General features: G+C 65.3%; 19 protein-coding genes and 1 pseudogene. 10 read left to right on the top strand and 10 right to left on the bottom strand.

Features of this window, described 5'->3' with window-relative positions; all coding sequences use genetic code 11:
• Positions 1-57 precede the first annotated feature (57 nt).
• On the bottom strand, positions 58-1,500 hold the full coding sequence (locus tag ACQCSZ_RS23520; RefSeq protein ID WP_427008439.1) for a DUF222 domain-containing protein: 1,443 nt from the start codon (positions 1,498-1,500) through the stop codon (positions 58-60).
• A 70-nt stretch (positions 1,501-1,570) separates the two neighbouring features.
• Entirely contained in the window at positions 1,571-2,428 is an 858-nt protein-coding gene (locus ACQCSZ_RS23515) for a phosphotransferase (protein ID WP_427005990.1), read from the bottom strand.
• Between ACQCSZ_RS23515 and ACQCSZ_RS23510 the strand changes: the two genes are divergently transcribed.
• Positions 2,417-3,538: an IS110 family transposase gene (locus tag ACQCSZ_RS23510; RefSeq protein ID WP_427005989.1), complete on the top strand. Its 1,122-nt coding sequence runs from the start codon at positions 2,417-2,419 to the stop codon at positions 3,536-3,538. The genes ACQCSZ_RS23515 and ACQCSZ_RS23510 overlap by 12 nt on opposite strands.
• Positions 3,539-3,698: 160 nt before the next feature.
• On the opposite strand, the gene ACQCSZ_RS23505 is transcribed toward ACQCSZ_RS23510, so the two are convergent.
• From ACQCSZ_RS23505 to ACQCSZ_RS23495, 3 genes are all read right to left on the bottom strand, one after another.
• Positions 3,699-4,190: a phosphotransferase gene (locus ACQCSZ_RS23505; protein WP_427008438.1), complete on the bottom strand. Its 492-nt coding sequence runs from the start codon at positions 4,188-4,190 to the stop codon at positions 3,699-3,701.
• A 305-nt stretch (positions 4,191-4,495) separates the two neighbouring features.
• Positions 4,496-4,801: a hypothetical protein gene (locus ACQCSZ_RS23500; protein WP_427005988.1), complete on the bottom strand. Its 306-nt coding sequence runs from the start codon at positions 4,799-4,801 to the stop codon at positions 4,496-4,498.
• 186 nt (positions 4,802-4,987) lie between these two features.
• A complete protein-coding gene (locus ACQCSZ_RS23495) occupies positions 4,988-5,686 on the bottom strand; it encodes an SDR family oxidoreductase (RefSeq protein WP_427008437.1) in 699 nt (232 codons plus the stop codon).
• A 146-nt stretch (positions 5,687-5,832) separates the two neighbouring features.
• Here ACQCSZ_RS23495 and ACQCSZ_RS23490 point away from each other — a divergent pair, with 146 nt between their 5' ends.
• The 3 genes from ACQCSZ_RS23490 (at position 5,833) to ACQCSZ_RS23480 (ending at position 8,549) form a co-directional block, all read left to right on the top strand.
• Positions 5,833-6,213, top strand: coding sequence for an SCP2 sterol-binding domain-containing protein (locus tag ACQCSZ_RS23490; protein WP_427005987.1), 381 nt, complete (start codon positions 5,833-5,835; stop codon positions 6,211-6,213).
• Positions 6,214-6,236: 23 nt separating this feature from the next.
• Entirely contained in the window at positions 6,237-6,485 is a 249-nt protein-coding gene (locus ACQCSZ_RS23485) for a hypothetical protein (RefSeq protein WP_427005986.1), read from the top strand.
• 72 nt (positions 6,486-6,557) lie between these two features.
• Positions 6,558-8,549 (top strand): hypothetical protein, encoded by a 1,992-nt coding sequence (locus ACQCSZ_RS23480; protein WP_427005985.1) that lies wholly within the window; start codon positions 6,558-6,560, stop codon positions 8,547-8,549.
• A 96-nt stretch (positions 8,550-8,645) separates the two neighbouring features.
• Here the strand turns inward: ACQCSZ_RS23480 and ACQCSZ_RS23475 are convergent, their stop codons facing one another.
• Positions 8,646-8,843 (bottom strand): hypothetical protein, encoded by a 198-nt coding sequence (locus tag ACQCSZ_RS23475; protein ID WP_427005984.1) that lies wholly within the window; start codon positions 8,841-8,843, stop codon positions 8,646-8,648.
• Positions 8,844-9,133: 290 nt separating this feature from the next.
• Here ACQCSZ_RS23475 and ACQCSZ_RS23470 point away from each other — a divergent pair, with 290 nt between their 5' ends.
• On the top strand, positions 9,134-9,550 hold the full coding sequence (locus tag ACQCSZ_RS23470) for a hypothetical protein (protein ID WP_427005983.1): 417 nt from the start codon (positions 9,134-9,136) through the stop codon (positions 9,548-9,550).
• 297 nt (positions 9,551-9,847) lie between these two features.
• Here ACQCSZ_RS23470 and ACQCSZ_RS23465 read toward each other — a convergent pair whose 3' ends face one another.
• Positions 9,848-10,945 (bottom strand): alanine racemase, encoded by a 1,098-nt coding sequence (locus ACQCSZ_RS23465; RefSeq protein ID WP_427005982.1) that lies wholly within the window; start codon positions 10,943-10,945, stop codon positions 9,848-9,850.
• Between the two features lie 115 nt (positions 10,946-11,060).
• On the opposite strand from ACQCSZ_RS23465, the pseudogene ACQCSZ_RS23460 reads away from it, so the two are divergent.
• A pseudogene (locus tag ACQCSZ_RS23460) lies at positions 11,061-11,351 on the top strand (response regulator transcription factor); the annotation flags it as partial.
• A gap of 80 nt (positions 11,352-11,431) precedes the next feature.
• On the opposite strand, the gene ACQCSZ_RS23455 reads toward ACQCSZ_RS23460, so the two are convergent.
• Genes ACQCSZ_RS23455 through ACQCSZ_RS23445 form a run of 3 tightly spaced genes read right to left on the bottom strand, consistent with a single transcriptional unit; the run spans position 11,432 to position 12,869 of the window.
• Complete coding sequence (locus ACQCSZ_RS23455; protein WP_427005981.1) at positions 11,432-12,151, bottom strand: GntR family transcriptional regulator; 720 nt, start codon at positions 12,149-12,151, stop codon at positions 11,432-11,434.
• 5 nt (positions 12,152-12,156) lie between these two features.
• Positions 12,157-12,642 carry a PTS sugar transporter subunit IIA gene (locus tag ACQCSZ_RS23450; protein ID WP_427005980.1) on the bottom strand — a complete coding sequence of 162 codons (486 nt, stop codon included), beginning with the start codon at positions 12,640-12,642 and terminating at the stop codon, positions 12,157-12,159.
• Positions 12,639-12,869 carry a glucose PTS transporter subunit EIIB gene (locus ACQCSZ_RS23445; protein ID WP_427005979.1) on the bottom strand — a complete coding sequence of 77 codons (231 nt, stop codon included), beginning with the start codon at positions 12,867-12,869 and terminating at the stop codon, positions 12,639-12,641. The genes ACQCSZ_RS23450 and ACQCSZ_RS23445 overlap by 4 nt, the downstream gene beginning before the upstream one ends.
• A gap of 184 nt (positions 12,870-13,053) precedes the next feature.
• Between ACQCSZ_RS23445 and ACQCSZ_RS23440 the strand changes: the two genes are divergently transcribed.
• The 4 genes from ACQCSZ_RS23440 to ACQCSZ_RS23425 all read left to right on the top strand — a co-directional run bounded on the left by ACQCSZ_RS23440 (position 13,054) and on the right by ACQCSZ_RS23425 (position 17,411).
• Complete coding sequence (locus ACQCSZ_RS23440; RefSeq protein ID WP_427005978.1) at positions 13,054-14,328, top strand: PTS transporter subunit EIIC; 1,275 nt, start codon at positions 13,054-13,056, stop codon at positions 14,326-14,328.
• Positions 14,318-15,583 carry an N-acetylglucosamine-6-phosphate deacetylase gene (locus ACQCSZ_RS23435; protein WP_427005977.1) on the top strand — a complete coding sequence of 422 codons (1,266 nt, stop codon included), beginning with the start codon at positions 14,318-14,320 and terminating at the stop codon, positions 15,581-15,583. Before ACQCSZ_RS23440 ends, ACQCSZ_RS23435 begins: the two co-directional genes overlap by 11 nt.
• Positions 15,564-16,358, top strand: coding sequence for a glucosamine-6-phosphate deaminase (gene nagB / locus ACQCSZ_RS23430; RefSeq protein ID WP_427005976.1), 795 nt, complete (start codon positions 15,564-15,566; stop codon positions 16,356-16,358). The genes ACQCSZ_RS23435 and nagB overlap by 20 nt, the downstream gene beginning before the upstream one ends.
• Before the next feature lie 285 nt (positions 16,359-16,643).
• Positions 16,644-17,411, top strand: coding sequence for a copper homeostasis protein CutC (locus ACQCSZ_RS23425; protein ID WP_427005975.1), 768 nt, complete (start codon positions 16,644-16,646; stop codon positions 17,409-17,411).
• Positions 17,412-17,436 lie beyond the last annotated feature (25 nt).

Below are 17,436 nucleotides of genomic sequence, written 5' to 3'. Positions count from 1 at the left end.
TGAGGAGGAAGGTGATGGGAGAGCCGAGGCAACGGGCAGGAACATGGAGCGCCGATCCTACGCCGCGATGAACAGTGCCCAGTCAGGAAAGGGATCCAGCGGCAATGGCGGCCCGGTCTCTCCGGGTCCGACGGCGCCGGCAGGTACGTCGAGCCAGTCAGGCGGTTCCAACTCCCGGCCTTCATCCGCGTGGCCGAGGTACTGCGGCCAGTGTGGTGGTTCCCAGTCTTGTTGTTCGCTGGGATAGGAGCGCCCCGCAGGTGAGATCCAGCCGGGTGGCTGGTCCCGGGTCGCGTCAACCGGCCTCCATGCTGTGGTGTGTCTGAGTCGGTGGTGCCGCCGGCATGGCTGGCCCAGGTTGGTGACGCCGGTGCCGCCTCCCTCGGACCAAGCCAACAGATGATCCGCTTCGTTATCCAGGGAATGGTTATTACAGCCCGGAAAAGGGCACCGGCCGTCCCGAAGCCGCAACCATTGGCGCATCGCCTTCGGAACCCGGTAGCTGGTCCGTCCGATCTCCAGCGGCGCTCCGCTGCGCGGATCGGTCAGCACACGCAGGAACGATCCGGCGCCATCCCCCACAAGCCGGCGGGCGATGCTCGGCGGAACGGGACCATACCCGTCCAGCGTGGCCGGTTCCGTCACGGCGCCCAAAAGAGACAGCACCGGCACGGTCACCAGGACCTGCGCCTTGGGTGACGGAGTTCCTTCCGCCACCCCCGCCAGCAGCCAGTCAGCGGCGACGTCCGCACGGAGCTGGGTCAGGGTCCGGGATTCATTCGGCCCCTGCAGGGCACGGGCCGCTTCCGTGGCACGGGACCATCCAGCCACCGCCACATCCGCAGTCACATAGGCCGAGAGCCAGGCCATGCCGTCCCGGTCCGGCACATATTCCAGCCGACGGTCCTCCACACCCTTGCGGTGGCGGGCTTCGATGCTTACGGGATGATGCAGCTCACGCCATCTGCGCGCTTTGGCCCGGAACCTGCCCGGCACGAGCTCCCCCGCCGGGCAGCCACGCGCGGCAAAGGGAGCTTCGACGTCCAGGAAATGAGCCTCCAAAGCAGCCGCCGCAGCAGGGTCCAGACCGGACGTTTCATCACACATCACCCGCGCGTGTTGCCATGAAATGCTCCCTGCCTGCAGCGCAGACAGTGTCAGGGGCAACCCTGTGGTCAGGGTGGCTGACTCCGCCAGGAGCGCCGCCGCCGATCTTTCACTCACGGTCAGGACACAGGCCACCTCTGCTGTCACCGCCATTTCCCGGGCGGTGCGCTCCTGCGGGGAAACGGCTGGGCCCGCCATGGCGACGGCAGCGCGGGCATATCCGGCGGCGAAGTGCACTTTCAGCGCGGCCAGCCTGGCTTCCATGCCGCCCACCTCAGCCATTCCGTCCAAGCACGCGTCCGCTTCGTCCTGAAGAGGGTCGGGCCCAGTCGAGGCCGCGTTCCCGGCTCCGCGACCGGCAAATGCAGCCAACCTAGCAAGGGAGGCCTCCATGGCCTCCACCGTCTCCGCAGCTGCTCTGCCTTCCATACCCACAGCATGATAGGAGCCACTGACAATAACGTCAGAGTTGCAGGCAAAGTCCGTCATCCAGGATCTGCCTGACCCCGAACTTTCCTACAGTGAACATCCGCGGATTATCGTCGGAGTTGCTCAGCATGGCGGTGGACAGGATGAGGGCCCAACCGCGGGCCCTCATCCAGGTGTCCCCTTCCACTGCGGCGCCAAAGGCGCCCATGAAGCGGTGGCGAGTGCCGGCCTCGAACATCAGCCACCCCACCGCAAGATCGACAGCCGGGTCCCCCGCCCCGACGTCGCCGAAATCGATGACGCCGGCCAGGGAGCCGTCGTCCGCCAGCAGGATGTTGCCAGGGTGGAGGTCCCCGTGGAGCATCATCGCCGGACCATCCCAGGCTTTGGCGGCACAGGCCTGCGCCCACACTGCTCTCAGCGCTGCCGCCTGCGGGTAGCGTTCGCGATCCCCGAGCCGTTCCACCAGCACAGCGTCACGGTCTGTCAGCGGCACGCCTCGGAAAGGATTCACCGGGACGTCGGTTTCGGCGGGCACGTGAAGGGACAGCAGGAAATCGGCCAGGCTTTTAGACGATATGAGGTGGGGGTGGTTGGGTTTCCTGCCCCGTCCGGGGCGGCCATTGTCGCCGGGCGGTCCCGCGGCGCCGGCTTGATGCTGGTGGGTTTCCGTCGTCCCGGAGGTGGCGCCGCGGGGCCTATGGCCCGGCGGGGATGGCCTTGTATCCGGACGGGCAGGGAACGGGCCAAGGCTGATGAGGGGGCCGGGGCCTTCTGTTTCACAGCGTCCGTGGATTGCCAGTGAACAACCTCCTGGCCCCGGAGGCCCTCGGAGAGTTGCATTGGTAGTGCCACATGTGAGTTTTGGGAGGTCCCGGTTATGTTTCAGCATACGTTTATTGGGTTGGATGTTCACGCGGCGTCTGTTGTCGGCTGCGCGCTGGTCCCGGATACCGGGGAACTGGTCCGGATGCAGATGGATTCGGACCCGGCGGTCGTTTTGGATTGGGTCCGCCGCTTCGAGCCGCCGGTGAAGGCCGTGTACGAGTCGGGCCCGACCGGGTATGTCCTGGCCCGGTTCCTGCGGGAGGCCGGCGTTGACTGTGTGGTGGCGGCGTCCTCAAAGCTGCTGCGGGCACCGGGAGACAAGATTAAAACGGACAAGCGGGACGCCCGGCTTTTGGCGGAAATGCTCGCCCTGGGCCAAGTCACGCAAGTGCAGGTCCCGACGCGGGAGCAGGAGGACCTGCGGGACTTGTCCCGGCTGCGGGCCACGGCCGCGAAGGACCTCGCCCATGCCCGCCAGCATGTCAACGCGATCCTGCTCCGCCACGGAATCAGGTACCCGGAGAAGACCAAATGGACGAAGGAGCACGGGGCCTGGCTACACCGGCAGCACTTCGACTCCCCGGTACTCCAATTCACCTACGAAGCCGACGTGGAGCAGGCCGAACTGCTGGCAGCGCACCTCAAGCGCATCGACCAGCGCGTCGCGGCGGTCGCCAAGGACTGCCGGTACACCCCGGTGATTGAGGCGTTGATGTGCCTGCGCGGCATCCAGGTCACGACCGGGTTCGGGCTCGCCGTGGAGATCGGCGACTGGACCCGGTTCACCGGCTCGTCGATCGGTTCCTACCTGGGGCTGGTGCCCAGTCAGCAGTCCTCGGGCCAATCCCGGCACCAGGGACCGATCACGAAAGCCGGCAGCAAATACGCCCGCAAACTCCTCATCGAGGCTGCCTGGCAGCATCAGCGCCCCTACTCCCGGCCCGGGGAACGGCTGCTGCGCCAGCTGGGCCTCGTCGCCCCGGCCACCCGGATCCGGGCCCTGGAAGGCAACCATAGGCTCCACCACAAATGGGAAGTATTCGAAGCCCGCAAGAAAAGGTCCGTCACGGCCAACACCGCGATCGCCAGGGAACTCGCCGGCTGGTGCTGGTCCCTGGCCGCGCCCCTCCAGCAAGGCGAACACGGGCAGGGGGGCCGCATGAACGCGGCGTAAAGAACGTGCCCTCCGGATGCGTGGCGGGCGTGACGTGGCAGCACTTTGGGGCCAACTCGAGACGCGACTATGAGCACACGGCCCATGCCGTTGACGCTCGATTTTAGACAGCGATACGTCCCAGCCGAACAATCGTCATGCGGTAACCAACCCGCGCATATCAGCCTGACACTGCAGTCGAATACAAGACTCGCCAGCACGACCGCCACACCCGGACGGCACCCCAACCAGCGGCCCCCACCAAAGAAGTTGGGAGCCGCTCACCACTGCCCCTTGACAAACCTACCCACATATCAGCCGCCGGCCCGCGGCCCGCCGGGCCGACGTCGGCCGCAGCGGCTCCGGGGACCCACCGCTCGATGCTCCACGGCCATGGAAAGTCCGACGTCGGCCTGCCGGCATGGACGGGGACAGGAACAGCAACCGGGGAGCGGCGAGCTATGTCGGGAAGGTAGCGCTGCTCATGAAGTATCAGCGAAACGGCCTCCGCCCTGCGCGGCAGCCGGACGGCCAGGCCGTCACCGAGCCGGAAGGTCGCGTTGTCCCAGCCGTTCGCAACCCGCGCTATCGGACAATCGCCGAGGTCGGGCCGCTGGTCCCGGACGAGGCGCCGGACCACCGCGTTAGTCACTTCCACCGTGGCTGGCGGCATTTCCGCCATTCAGAAATCCGCCTTCCTTGTCCCTGCAGTGCAGTCCGATCCTTCCCATGTCCGAATATAGTTCAAGACACCAAGAGCGGTCGGGGCGCGGAACGAGGTCAGCGTCGAAGGGTTCATGGTGACCGACGCGGGGTCTGTGACTGACAAGGTGTTGCGACGCAAGGAGTCCCGCCATGATCCAGCCCGCTGGAGGACATGGAATCGATCGACAGCGGGACGTCCCGCCGTCGTCCGGGGGACGCCGCCCATGAAGTTGCGGCCAACTCATCCGGCGGGGACCACCGGATTCTCAGCTGTCAGCCCGCGCCCTGGCCCTCGCGGGCCACCTCCTCCAGAATCCTGGCTGTTGGCGCTGCAGTCATCAGCTGCCCTATCACCTCGGGTTTGTCCCACACCTGGCTGCGCAACTTTTCCAGAAAACCGGTCGCGGCGTCCTTGGTGGCGAAGTCTAGGAGCACGGCCACGCTGTTCTGGTCCTCGGTATCCCGGAACAAGCGGACAGACCGGGCGCCCGAGGCGGCGCGGCCTGCGGGATCCGTGTCGAACACTTTCTTGAAAGCCTCGTATTCCCGGACCGGATAGCTAATCTGCACGGTGAACATCGTCGTTCCTTTCCCTCGGGCTGTGGCAGGGACCACGATAGGCCGCCCAGCGTCATCCCGGTAGGGCCGGAGGGCGGACTTGATCCGGCGCTGGGCTGCCCTCCTGACGACCCGGTGAACGAGCGACACAAGCGGACGACGGCGGGACATCCAGCCGTCGTCCGCTCGCGTCTGGGTTCCGCTCCCCTACAGAGCGGACCAGCCGCCGTCGGAGGCGAGGATGGCGCCGTTGATGTTGGTGCCGTCGTCGCTCAGCAGGAAGGTGATGGAGGCGGCGAGCTGCGCGGCGGTGGCGGGCGTGGGGACGGTGGCCTGCATCAGCGGGCCGAGGCGTTCGGCCGCGAGCTGGGATCCCCAGGTGGCCACGATGTTGGTGATGGTGGGGCCGGGGGCCACGGCGTTGAAGCGCAGGCCCTTGGGCCCGTACATCACGGCGGAGTTCCTGGTCAGGCCGACGACGGCGTGCTTGGACGCGGTGTAGGCGGCGCCGGCGGCGAGCATCAGCGGCACCACGGCGCGGGTGAGGCGCATGAGGGCGGTGACGTTGATCCGGAAGACGCGGTCCCAGAGGTCGTCGTCCACCTCGTGGATGGGGGCGAAGTTGTCCATGATGCCGGCGACGTTCGCCAGGGCGTCTACCCGTCCGCCGGCGGCAGCGACGACGGCGGCCACGGTCTCTTCGATGGAGATGTCGCCCGCAACGGGAACCAGGTCCAGGCCGGCGTTCTCGGTTACGAGGTCGTCGAGCCGTTCCTTGCTGATGTCGGCGGCGATGACGCGGCCCCCTTCCTTGGCGATGCGCAGGGCGGTGGCCTGGCCGATGCCCGAATAACGCCCCAGTAACGCCGCATAACGTTGACTGCTGGTTACAGCCTTGAGAGTCAGATTCGTCGAGAAGTAGGGACTATCGATGCCGGAGAGCACGCTGCCAGGGGCAGGGCTGCTGAAGGCGATCTCAGATCAACTGCCTCCACTGGGAGCTGTCGAATCATTGCACAACCAACTTTCCGGCCTGAGAGGAAGAGAACATAATGAATGACCGAAAAGCCGACGGCGCTGCCAAGCACCGCGGCGACCTCGCCAAAGCATTGTCGGGCGTTGCCGAATCACTCAGCGGCTCGCCCCGCCTGACGGGTGGCCAGATTGTTGTGCGCCAGATCGGAGAGAATCTGGCAACCTTTGTGATCAGTGAGTCGGACGGGACCCTCTCCGTGGCGGACACCCAAGGTGTGGTTAACGACGCCGACACCCGTGTGGAGATCCTGGGTGACGGACAGGTCCTGGCGGCAATTCTCCGCGGCGAACGGGACGCCCGCGAGGCCTTCTTGGCAGGCGGCATACGCGTGCGCGGAGACCTTCGATACTTCAGCGACCTCGCCGTCGCCGCCCGAATCCTTCCCACCCCACTCTGACCCGCTGACCCCAGGAGCATCCCATGGCAGAGACCACAGGGCTCGTCCAGCGCTTGACCGTCGGTTCGTCGGTCTCCTGCGTATGGATCGGTCCGAATCCAAACAATACGACGTTGCTCGTCGTCTCCAACAACGGCATGACTGCCGATATCGCATTCGCCGCGAGCCTGGTCCAAACGCTCGCGTCTGCCGCCACGAACTATCGCAGCGTCGCGGCAATTCATGGCAACAATAGCTCCACGATCACTGCCTTACGCGTGGACCCGGTGTAATGAGCCATGGCAACAACGCGAGGCTACGTCCAAGGACTAACCTGGACCTCCGGCCCGACTGGATGCGTATGGGTGGGGAATAGTTCGGCGGCCGCAGAAATCGTCGTCATTCAGCCGAACAACGACGGTGGCGCCATCGGTGACTTGGTGGTCCATGCGCAGGCCGCCGGGAGGCTTGTCGAATTTATCCACCCCGACAACTCTGCAGTTGTCACGAGCGCCGCGCTCGTCAGTGATAGCTCTGGACAATTCCCCATTCAGATGGATGCCATCGAGGCCACTCAGGCCCTTCAGGATTTGGCACATTCCATTCCGCTTATCACCGGCAAACGGACCGTCGTCAGGGCCTACCTGAGTAACTACGGAGCCAACCCCGTGACGGTGTCGGCCGAGTTGACCGTGCGGCAACCGGGCGGAGGGAGTGTGGTCATCTCGTCGTCGAACGTCGCAACCCTGAGCCCCTCCGACGCCGGGGATATCGTGGCCTCCCGCAACGATGCTGCGCGAAGCTTGAACTTCGTCCTCCCGTTTGCGGCTGCCGGGCCAGTGGAGCTGCACCTCACACGGGTGACAGACACTACTCTTGAAGTCGATCTCCCGATCGGCAGCGGCAAGCGTCCCACCGTGCACTTCCAGACCGGTGCGCCCTTTCGTGTGAAGATCGTCGGGCTCATCTACAGCTGGGGGACGCCGGCCATTACCGTAGCGCCTGTGTCGAGCGACTACGCGCTCCTCCAGTCGTGGCTTGGCAGGGCGTATCCAGCGTCGTCCGTCCAAAGCGCAGTCGTCACGGCGGCGGCTACCGCCGCGCCCCCCTTCGGGTGCGGTGACATCAACGCGCAAATAGCCGCACTCCGTGCACAGGACGTCAACTCGGGCACCGATGCGCGGACGCACTACTACGGGATCGTGAGCGACGCTGGATTCTTTATGCGAGGCTGCACCGCGGGAATTCCCGGGAACCCTGATCCGAGCGTCGTCGCGTCTGGCCCGACGGGATCGAATTCGTGGGGATGGGACTTCGATGGGTCCTACGGAGACTGGTACGGTGGCCACGAGATCGGCCACACGATGGGCCGGCTGCACCCAGGATTCTGCGGTGAATCGGCGGACGATCTTGCAGGATATCCGTTCCCCGCGGGACAGCTTTCGACGACGGATACCGGCTTCGGCGGATTCGACGTCGGCGATCCTGCGAATTCGCTCCCGATGCGGGCCCTGCCCGGCAGTCAGTGGCACGACGTCATGACGTACTGCAACAGCCAGTGGCTGTCCCCTTACACGTACGAGGGGATCCGGCGGCGGCTCGTCGCCGAGAACGCGCTTCCGGCGGGCGCCGGTGCGAGCGCCAGCGCGGGGCCGGGGAGCGGTACAGGGGGCCGTCCCGACCAGCGCATCCCCAACGTCCCACTTGGCACCCACGTGGCACCCGGGGCCGTCCCAACTGCTGACACGAAGTTGGCGGGAAGCGGCGCGCCAGTTCACGTTGTCGCGCAGGTGAATTTCACACGGCGCACGGGAAGCATCGACTTCGTGAATCCCGTCCCGAACCTCAGCGTGTCGGCCCTGTCCGAGGGCAGCAGGGTAGGCCTTTTGCTGCGGTCTTCGTCTGGAGCTGCGTCCGAAATTCGCGCACCCTACAGGATCAATTCAGATATCGAACCGGGCGACGACGAAGCGGGGTTGGTCGACACCGTGGTGAGCGCGCCAGCGGACACCTCGGTTATCGAGCTGACGATTGACGGTGCCGCCGTCGCCGAGTTCCGTCCTGGCCCGGAGCCGTCCGCGCCGTCTCGTGGGCTTCAGCTGAAGGCAGTCGCGGGCAGGCTCAGCGTCACCCAGCGTCTTGACGGGTCGCCCCACCCTGGACACCGGTTCACTGTCCAGACGAGCCCCGACGACGGGCGGACGTGGCAGACGGTCGCGGTGGGGCTTACCGAGCCCCACGTCGACCTCATTGGTGAGGCCTATGAGCCGGGGAAGGAAGTGCTCGTTAAGGTCATCGCAACCAACGGAATCACGGCTACGGAGACCGTCGACAGGGTGACCATCGGCGACCAGTAGAGGTCGAAGGTGCCCCGCGGGGAATTCCAGTACTTAAGCGGGAATCTGGTGAGCGGACGACGGCGGGGCTTCCCGCCGTCGACCGTTTCCGTTTTGTCAGGCGTCGCTGTGGGCGAGGTTGCTGGAGAGTTCGCGGTGGGCGTCGGCCTGGACCTGAAGGGCCTTGCCCCGGGCCTCGAAGACGCCCACGGCGTCGGCTCCGGCAGCGAACCGCAGCGGGGGTTCGTCCAGTTCGGCCAGCTGGATCAACGCGTCGGCGAGTTTGGCCGGGTCGCCGCCCTGGAGGCCGTTCATGCTCTTCCACGCGGTGACCGTCTGCGCGGTGCGTTCGGCGTAGTCCCCGATGGTGGATTCCGCGTAGCTGGTGGATTCGGGGGTGAGCAGCTCTGTGCAGATTGGGTGGCGAGAGCCGCTAAGCTCCTGGCAGTTGCGACTTCACTGTTGCCGCTACGGCCTCACCATCCGAGCACGACGCGCAACCATGAGGACCATACGCACGTAGCATGGAACCCTGACCGGGCCGGTGCAGTCTCGGAACAACGACAGCCTGAGGGGGCAGCGCCATGAATCGTTACTCAGTTCCATTGATCACAGCCGTGCTCGGCGCGGCAATCCTGCTCGGCGGCTGCACCGCCCCGTCAGGTCTCAAAGCCCTGGACCGCCAGGCAACCGCGGAGGACAAAATGCCGGAAGGCATCACCTTCCAAGGAACGGACGTAAACACCGAAAACGCCCGTCTGCTTGCTTCAAAAGACGGGGTGAAGTACTTTGCCGCGAAAAACGAGAACATACATGAGGCGTGTGTGGTTATCGCCCCCGAGGCCAACCCCTCGCTATGGGTAGCTGGCTTCAGTAGCTACGCCCGCGGCGGTGAGATCGTCAAAGTCACCGGCTCCACTGGTCAGTCAGCCGTCCACGTGACTGACGGCGCTGACACCGGCCAGTTGCAGTCAGAAAGCTGGACAAAGGTGCATGACAACGTCCTCACCTCAGGCCGGTAGCCAAAGGAATCCATTACCGCCTCATTACCAGGAATTACAGCCCCCTGACGGGATATCGACCCGAGCAATTTCGCGCACTCGAATGATCGCGTTGACCACGGCCCGTATCTGCTTGTCAGGCGGCCAGCCGGGCCGTCGGGACCGGGACGTAAGTGGTGCCATCACGAAGCATGGCTCAGAGGACTGCCCCCTTGAACGACGCAGCGGCATTTAGACGGCGGTGCAGCCGCCGTCGACGAGGCATAGATGGCTGTTTTGAGGTAGCCGATGCTGGGTGATTCTACTTATGGCTGGGTGCTAGCTGTTTTTGCCGCGAGCGGCGACGGCCCATTGTCCGGTGATGATGCCGTTGCTGACAATGTGGACTTCATCTACGAGGTTCATGGTCAGGCATACGTGGTTGGGTACCACCCGTAGCCGGCTGCCACGCTCCGGGATTTTCTGTCCCTGCGGCCACTCCACTGTCGCGTGGTGTTCCGACAGGGCGATAATCCTCGCGTCAGGGTAATCGATCAGTCGGCCGTAGCCGGTGGCCCATGGGGCGCGGTCGCTGCCGAGAATTTTGCTTCCGGCATCAAGGATGAAGCGCCCCGGCTCGTCCGGCTCCGTGGCGTGGTGGCTGACGACCGTGCTGACCACGGTCAACGCGATGTCATTGGTCTCGCAGCGGCTGAGTTCCCACTGCTGCGCGTCACCGAAGACGTAGACGCCGGGGCGGAGCTCGGTGGCAACTGTTTTCTCGTCGAGTAACGCCGTGGGGGTGGAGCCGCCGCTGATCTGTGTCAATGTGAATCCGGCAGCCTGGAGTAGTGCAGCGGCCTGGCTCAGGGCTGCATCCTCATCCCGTGCTGCAGCAGTGGGCACTCCCGGCGCATAGCTATGTCCAGGGAAAGTAAAGACTCCAGCAACATTCATCCCTGCCTGCGCTGCCGCGCGCGCAACATCGACGGCGGCGGCGGGATGAACTCCGCTGCGGTGGTGACCACTGTCGATTTCCACACTGACGGTAATTTTCCCGGCATCATCTCCCAAATTCATTCCCATGGCTGCGGCACTTTGGGGTGAGTCCACACCGACGGTAATACGGGTCGTTGCCGCTAGGCGGCGCAAACGCTCAGCCTGGGGCGGGTTCACCCACAGAGGATAGGCGATGAAAATGTCCTTGACCCCGTTGTTGGCGAACACCTCGGCTTCACCGATAGTCGCCACGGTGATCCCCACGGCTCCAGCGGCGAGTTGTTTCGCCGCGATCTCCAGAACTTTATGGGTCTTCACATGCGGGCGCAGCTTCAATCCCCGGGCGCTGATCGCTGTACTCATCCGCGCGATATTCCTGTCCAGAACATCACTATCGATGAGCACCGCTGGAGTCGCGATCTCGGCAGGGCTGGTCATCTAAAACCTCGTATCAAACAGGCGGAAAGGGTCAGTTGTTGACCCTGACAGTCTACGGACCCAACCACCCCAACTCGTCTCAGGCACGAGAGCGCCCGGAAGCAGCCCTGACAGCCTGCTCAAGGACGCCTCACCCGGGGAGATCTTCGCTGCGGTCCGCGGCGCCGTCCAGGGCAAGAGCGTCATGAGCGCCCCCGTGGCCTCGCGGCTCTTCCAACAGTTGCGCAACCCGGACGAAATCCTGACCCCGCGCGAGGCCGAGCTGCTGGGCCTCCTGACCGAGGGACTCAGCAACCGTGAACTCGGCCAGCGGCTGTTCATCTCCGAGGCCACGGTGAAGACCCACCTGGCCCACATCTACGCCAAACTCGGAGCCGAGACCCGTGCTGCGGCGATCGCCACAGCCACGGGTCCACCATCCCAGGCCCATGTGCCAATGTGGTTACTTCCACTGGGTACAGAAACGTCCGCAAGGGAGGCCTGCAGCTACCCGAGCCCGAGGCGCATCGAGACTTGGTACCGGTCTGAGCGGTAGGTGGAGATGGAGTATTCGATAGGTGTGCCTGGATCGTCGGGTCCGGTGAAGGAATGGCGGCGGAAGAGCAGAACGGGCGCCCCGGGTGCGATGTCCAGCAGGGCGGCCGTTTCCTCCGGTGCCGCGGCGGCCTCAACGGTCTGTTCGACATGCTGCACGGGGTGCCCGGAGGCTGCGAGGACCCCGTAGAGAGATCCCGTCAGGTCGCCCGAGAGCAGACCAGGCAGCAGATGGGGCGGCAGCCACGAATCGTCCACGCTGACTGGAGCCCCGTTGGCCAGCCGCAGCCTACGCACCTGGTACGCCTCCTGCCCTGCGGCAAGTCCCAGATGCTCCGCCGCCGCTGCCGGCGGCACCGCAGTCAGGGCGGTGATGACGCGGGTACTGGGTTCGAAACCGGCGGCGCGCATATCCTCGTTGAAGGAGGCCAGGTGCAGGGTTGAGCGCACCAGTCCATGGGAGACGAAGGTTCCTTTGCCCTTGATCCGCACCAGCGCTCCGTCCTGGACGAGGTCCGAGATGGCCCGGCGCACCGTAATGCGGGAGACGCCGAACTGCTCCTCAAGCTGGCGCTCTCCAAGCAGCGCGTCCCCGGGCCGCAGCGAGGCGGCCACCAGGTCCTGGATCTGCTTGCGGACCCAGACGTGTTTTAGTTCCCCTGCCGTATCCATGTCCCCTATTTTCCGGGAAAGTTGAACAGGTGCCCACCCGCCTCCACGCGGCCTCCGGATGCCGGGGATTCAACGGCCTCCGGTTTGGTGTCCAGCACCACCACGGGGCTGCACATGCTGAGGTTCTTCGAGCGGACCAGTGTGACGTCCACGCTGATCATGGGGTCCCCTGCACGGACCTGGTCGCCTTTTTGCGCAATCACCGTGAAGCCCTCGCCTTTCAGGCCCACGGTGTCGATCCCGACGTGGACCAGCACCGCAGGTCCGGAGGCGTGCTGGACGATGTAGGCGTGCGGCATGACCTTGACGACGCGGCCGTCCAGCGGGGCGACGGCGGTGAGCACGCCCGCGTCATCGTCGGGAATGACGGCGGCCCCTCCTCCGACGAGCCCCTTGGCGAAGACGGGGTCCGGCACCTCGCTAAGCGGGATGAGCCGACCGGGCAGGGGAGAGACCACCGAGAGGGCATCCGTCGGTGCGACGGCGCTCACATCAGGTCCTGGATGTCTTCTGCCAGGCTCTCGGCCTCTGGGCCCACGACCACCTGGACCACCGTGCCCGCCACCATAACGCCGTGGGCGCCCGCGGCCTTGAGGGCAGCCTCGTCAACGCGCGCGGCATCCACCACTTCGGTGCGCAGGCGGGTGATGCACCCTTCGATCTCTTCGACGTTCTCGGCGCCGCCAAGGGCGGCGAGGATGATTTCTGCTTTGGACATGTCCACTCCTGGTGTTGGTTCGCGGTGAATGACTGCGGGCTCAGAAGGCTTTTTACAGCCTGAGGTTGACAACTGAGCCCGGCGCCCTTCACAGTGATGATTGTCACTGGTTATAACCAGTTAGCAAAACAATACTGAATCCCGCATCCCCGCACAAGCTCCCCCTTTCGAAACGAGGAAAAACATGTCCACGGAAAACCCGTCCGCTTCCGCCGGGGCCGGCCCGTTGGCCGCGCCGGCCCCCGAAAAGGCCAAGGGCAGCGGCAAAGCGCTGCAGAACATGCAGCGCTTCGGGCGCAGCCTCATGCTCCCGATCGCCGCCCTTCCTGCGGCTGCGCTCCTCCTGCGGCTCGGCCAGGACGACCTGCTGGGCCGGTTCGAAGGCCTGACCACCGTGGCTCAGGTCATCGGAGCAGCCGGCGGCGCCCTGTTTGAAAACCTTCCGCTGCTCTTCGCCGTCGGCATTTCCTTTGGCTTCGCCAAAAAAGGTGACGGCTCCACGGCACTGGCCGCCGTCGTCGGATACCTGGTCCTGACCAACGTCTTCAAAGTCATGGCACCCCTGGTGCTGGGCGCCGCCCCGGAAGGCGGTAAGGATCCCGTCATCAACTACGGGGTGCTTGCCGGCATTGTTATGGGCCTGACGACGGCGTGGCTGTGGCAGAAGTTCCACCGGACCACGCTGCCGGACTGGCTGGGGTTCTTCGCGGGCCGCCGGCTGGTACCCATCCTGACCTCCTTCGCCGCCATCGTGATCGGTGTGGCGATGGCCCTCATTTACCCGTTCTTCAACACGGGACTGACAGCGGTGGGCAATGCCGTCGCGGACAACACGGTGGTCGGCAGCGGAATCTACGGCACCCTCAACCGGCTGCTCATCCCGTTGGGGCTGCACCACATCCTGAACTCCATCGTCTGGTTCATCATCGGCGACTACAACGGCGCCCACGGCGACCTGAACCGGTTCTTCGCCGGAGACCCCTCCGCCGGCGTCTTCATGACCGGGTTCTTCCCCATCATGATGTTCGCCCTGCCCGCGGCTGCCCTGGCGATCTGGCACGAAGCCAAGCCTTCCCAGAAGAAACTTGTGGGCGGCGTCATGCTCTCCACCGGCCTCACCGCCTTCCTCACCGGCATCACCGAACCGCTGGAATTCTCGTTCATGTTCGTCGCCTGGCCGCTGTATCTGGTCCACGCCGTCCTGACCGGAACATCCATGATGCTGGTCAATTTCCTGGGCATCCACCACGGGTTCGGCTTCTCCGCCGGAGCCATTGACTACACCCTCAACTTCGGCATCGCCCAAAATCCGCTGTGGCTGATCCCCATCGGGCTCGGCTACGCCGCCATCTACTACGTGGTGTTCCGCTTCGTCATCCGGCGCTGGAACCTGCGCACCATGGGACGCGAAGATGAAACAGACGAGAACGATTCAATGGCCAAAGCCGATGCGAGCTGACCGGGCACGTCCCCTGAACGCCGACGGCGGGCTGGGGCTGCGGGGCCGCCTCGTCACCGGCCGCCCCGGCGAAGAAATGATCGACGACGGCACCGTGGTCGTGGCCGGGGGCCGCATCCTGTGGTGCGGCCCCACGGCCGACCTTCCGCCCGGTGTCGACGTCGAAATCCAGCAGGTGCCACTCATCCTGCCCGGACTCGTGGACGTGCACTGCCACGGCGCCCTGGGGCACACGTTCTCCGCTGATGCGGAGGGAGCGCGCCTGGCAGCGGGTCACCACGCCGTCCAGGGAACGACGTCGGTGCTCGCCTCGCTGGTCTCGGCGCCCTCGCACGTACTGCTGGAACAGATCGCGGTGCTGCGGGATTTGGTGGACGACGGAACCCTGGCCGGCCTGCACCTGGAGGGTCCGTTCATCGCCAAGAGCATGTGCGGAGCCCAGGACCCGGCAGCCATCATCGACGGCGACCCGGCGCTCCTGGACCGGTGGCTCGAGGCGGGACGAGGCACGGTGCGCTCGATCACCCTCGCCCCGGAAACCCCGCACTTTGCCGAACTGGTGAAGCTTTGCCGCGAGTACCGTGTGGTCCCGTCCCTCGGCCACACCGACGCCACTGCTGCGCGGACGCGGGACGCCCTGGCGGGCACGCCGGACAACGGTCCGAGCAACGCGGGTCCGTGGTCGGCGACGCACCTGTTCAACCGGATGCCCCCGCTGGGCCACCGGTCGCCCGGGCCCATCGCGGTCCTGCTGCAGGCGGCCCGGCAGTCCCCGGAAAAGATGGTGGTGGAGCTGGTTGCCGACGGCATACATCTGGACCCGGAGATCATCCGCATGGTCTTCGACCTGGTGGGTCCGCGATCGATCGCACTGGTCACTGATGCCATGGCGGCGGCCGGGATGCCGGACGGCCCCTACAACCTCGGCAGCCTGGAAGTTATCGTCCAGGACCGTGTTGCCCGGCTGGCCCCGGGAGCGGAAGGTGCGCAGCCCGGGGCGATCGCAGGGGCCACAAGCCGCCTGCTGGAAAACGTGCGCCGCTGCGTCGGCTGGGGCATCCCCCTCGCTGATGCCGTCATGGCGGCGTCCTCGACTCCGGCCAGGCTTGTTGGTCTCAACCAGGTTGGCGCCATCGCCGGAGGTTACCGGGCCGACCTGCTCATCACCACTGAACAACTTGAACTGTTGCAGGTATACCGTGCCGGCACATCACTAACGCAGGAAAGGAATGACCGTGCAGATAGTTCTGTGTGAGTCCGCTGAGCATGTAGGGGTCCGGGCCGCGGACATCATCGAGGCGCGGGTGCGGCAGGGACCGGCCGTACTAGGACTGGCCACCGGTGGTTCACCGAAATCCACCTACCAGGAACTCATCCGGCGGCACCGCGAAGAACAGCTCAGCTTCGGCCAGGTCACGGCCTTCACACTGGACGAGTATGCCGGGCTGCCGCCGGCGCACGAACAGTCCTACTACTCCACCATCCGGAGGGAACTCACCGACCACGTGGAGCTGCCCCTGGACCAGCTCATCACCCCGCAGGGAGACGCCCCGGACCTGATCGCCGAGGCTGAACGCTACGACGCTGCCATCGTGGCCGCAGGAGGGGTGGACATCCAGATCCTCGGAATCGGAGCCAACGGCCACATCGGCTTCAACGAACCTACATCATCGCTGGCATCGCGCACCCGGGTGAAGACCCTTGCCGGAGCCACCCGGGCGGACAACGCCCGGTACTTCCCCGAAGGCGACGTTCCCCGACTGTGCCTGACCCAGGGCCTAGGGACTATCCGCGATGCCAAACTCGCCGTACTCGTTGCCATGGGAGAAAACAAGGCCGGCGCGGTCCGAGCAATGGTCGAAGGGCCGGTCAGCGCCCACTGCCCGGCCTCAGTTCTCCAACTGCACCGCAGGGCCGTCATCATCCTGGACCCGGCAGCCGCCTCCCAACTGACCATGCAGGAGTATTACCGCGAGGCCCAGGAATTCAACGACCAACTGGACCACAGCCCCACAAGACCCTGGCTCTAACACCGGCCAAGGGCCTGGTGCCCTCCGGACAGCCTTAGGCCGGAGGGCACCAGGCGAGGGCGGGTCATTTCCCAACCTCGAGGGCATGTTCCGAGCACGGGTTCCATGCACGACCTGTGCGGGCCCAGGCAATGTCTTTCAGGAGCCTGCCGCGGACTCTTCCCTGCCAGGGCCGGGAAGCCCGATCGGTATTCAATCCAGCTACCACTCACCCGCCCCGCCAAGACCCCGCCCCAAACGATTTGGCCACCACTGAACGGCCGTCCTCAACGCCAGGAGTTACCCGTGAAACTTGAAATAGCAGTGGCCAGCGCTGAGGGTGCCGGAATCGCCGCCACTGAGGGTGCCGACCGGATCGAAATATGCAGCAGCCTTGAACTCGGCGGCATCACGCCGTCGCAGGGCCTGATGGACGCAGCAGCGGAGCAAGTAGCCGGCCGGTTGGAGATCCACCCGCTAATCAGGTGCCGCCCGGGCGACTTCATCTACTCCGCCGCGGAGCTGGACACCATGGGACGCGAGGCTCAGCACCTGCTGAGGCAAGGTGCCCACGGGGTCGTATTTGGAGCCCTGGGGCCCGGAGGCGAAGTTGATGTTCCCGCCACCCGCCGCCTCGTTGAGTACGCCCGGAACGCCAACCCCTCGGCGCAGCTCACATTCCACCGGGCCATCGATCAGACCCCGAACGCAGAAGCAGCCCTGAACGTATTGATAGGCCTCGGTTTCACCCGTGTTCTGAGCTCCGGTCAGGCCGCTTCGGCGGGTGCAGGCCTGAAAACACTGGCACGCATGGCCAGGTTCTCTGCCGGCCGCCTTCAGGTCATGGCCGGCGGCGGGCTGAGGATCCACGACATTCCAACCATGAAACGGTCCGGGATGGACGCCGTCCACCTGTCCGCCAAAAAAGCGGTGTCAACCCTTCCGCCCGACTCAATGCCCACGGGTGACCGGGATAGAACTGATCCCACGGAATACCACGTAACGGACGCAGAGACAGTCCGGGCCGCCCGCACGGCCGGCAACTGCTGCTTACTGCCGTGGACCGGATGCTGACATCGAATGTCCCGTAAGCCGGCCC

The organism is Pseudarthrobacter sp. H2 (assembly GCF_050157045.1).
GTDB lineage: Bacteria > Actinomycetota > Actinomycetes > Actinomycetales > Micrococcaceae > Arthrobacter.
This window is presented reverse-complemented; position numbering and strand designations above follow the sequence as displayed.

Coding starts and splice junctions, on each gene's coding strand:
- ACQCSZ_RS23485 (WP_427005986.1), top strand. CDS start 6,237: ATGGCAGAGACCACAGGGCTCGTCCAGCGCTTGACCGTCGGTTCGTCG.
- ACQCSZ_RS23490 (WP_427005987.1), top strand. CDS start 5,833: ATGAATGACCGAAAAGCCGACGGCGCTGCCAAGCACCGCGGCGACCTC.
- ACQCSZ_RS23515 (WP_427005990.1), bottom strand. CDS start 2,428: ATGCTGAAACATAACCGGGACCTCCCAAAACTCACATGTGGCACTACC.
- ACQCSZ_RS23465 (WP_427005982.1), bottom strand. CDS start 10,945: ATGACCAGCCCTGCCGAGATCGCGACTCCAGCGGTGCTCATCGATAGT.
- ACQCSZ_RS23510 (WP_427005989.1), top strand. CDS start 2,417: ATGTTTCAGCATACGTTTATTGGGTTGGATGTTCACGCGGCGTCTGTT.
- ACQCSZ_RS23455 (WP_427005981.1), bottom strand. CDS start 12,151: ATGGATACGGCAGGGGAACTAAAACACGTCTGGGTCCGCAAGCAGATC.
- ACQCSZ_RS23475 (WP_427005984.1), bottom strand. CDS start 8,843: ATGAACGGCCTCCAGGGCGGCGACCCGGCCAAACTCGCCGACGCGTTG.
- ACQCSZ_RS23445 (WP_427005979.1), bottom strand. CDS start 12,869: ATGTCCAAAGCAGAAATCATCCTCGCCGCCCTTGGCGGCGCCGAGAAC.
- ACQCSZ_RS23435 (WP_427005977.1), top strand. CDS start 14,318: ATGCGAGCTGACCGGGCACGTCCCCTGAACGCCGACGGCGGGCTGGGG.
- ACQCSZ_RS23505 (WP_427008438.1), bottom strand. CDS start 4,190: ATGCCGCCAGCCACGGTGGAAGTGACTAACGCGGTGGTCCGGCGCCTC.
- ACQCSZ_RS23440 (WP_427005978.1), top strand. CDS start 13,054: ATGTCCACGGAAAACCCGTCCGCTTCCGCCGGGGCCGGCCCGTTGGCC.
- ACQCSZ_RS23520 (WP_427008439.1), bottom strand. CDS start 1,500: ATGGAGGCCTCCCTTGCTAGGTTGGCTGCATTTGCCGGTCGCGGAGCC.
- ACQCSZ_RS23500 (WP_427005988.1), bottom strand. CDS start 4,801: ATGTTCACCGTGCAGATTAGCTATCCGGTCCGGGAATACGAGGCTTTC.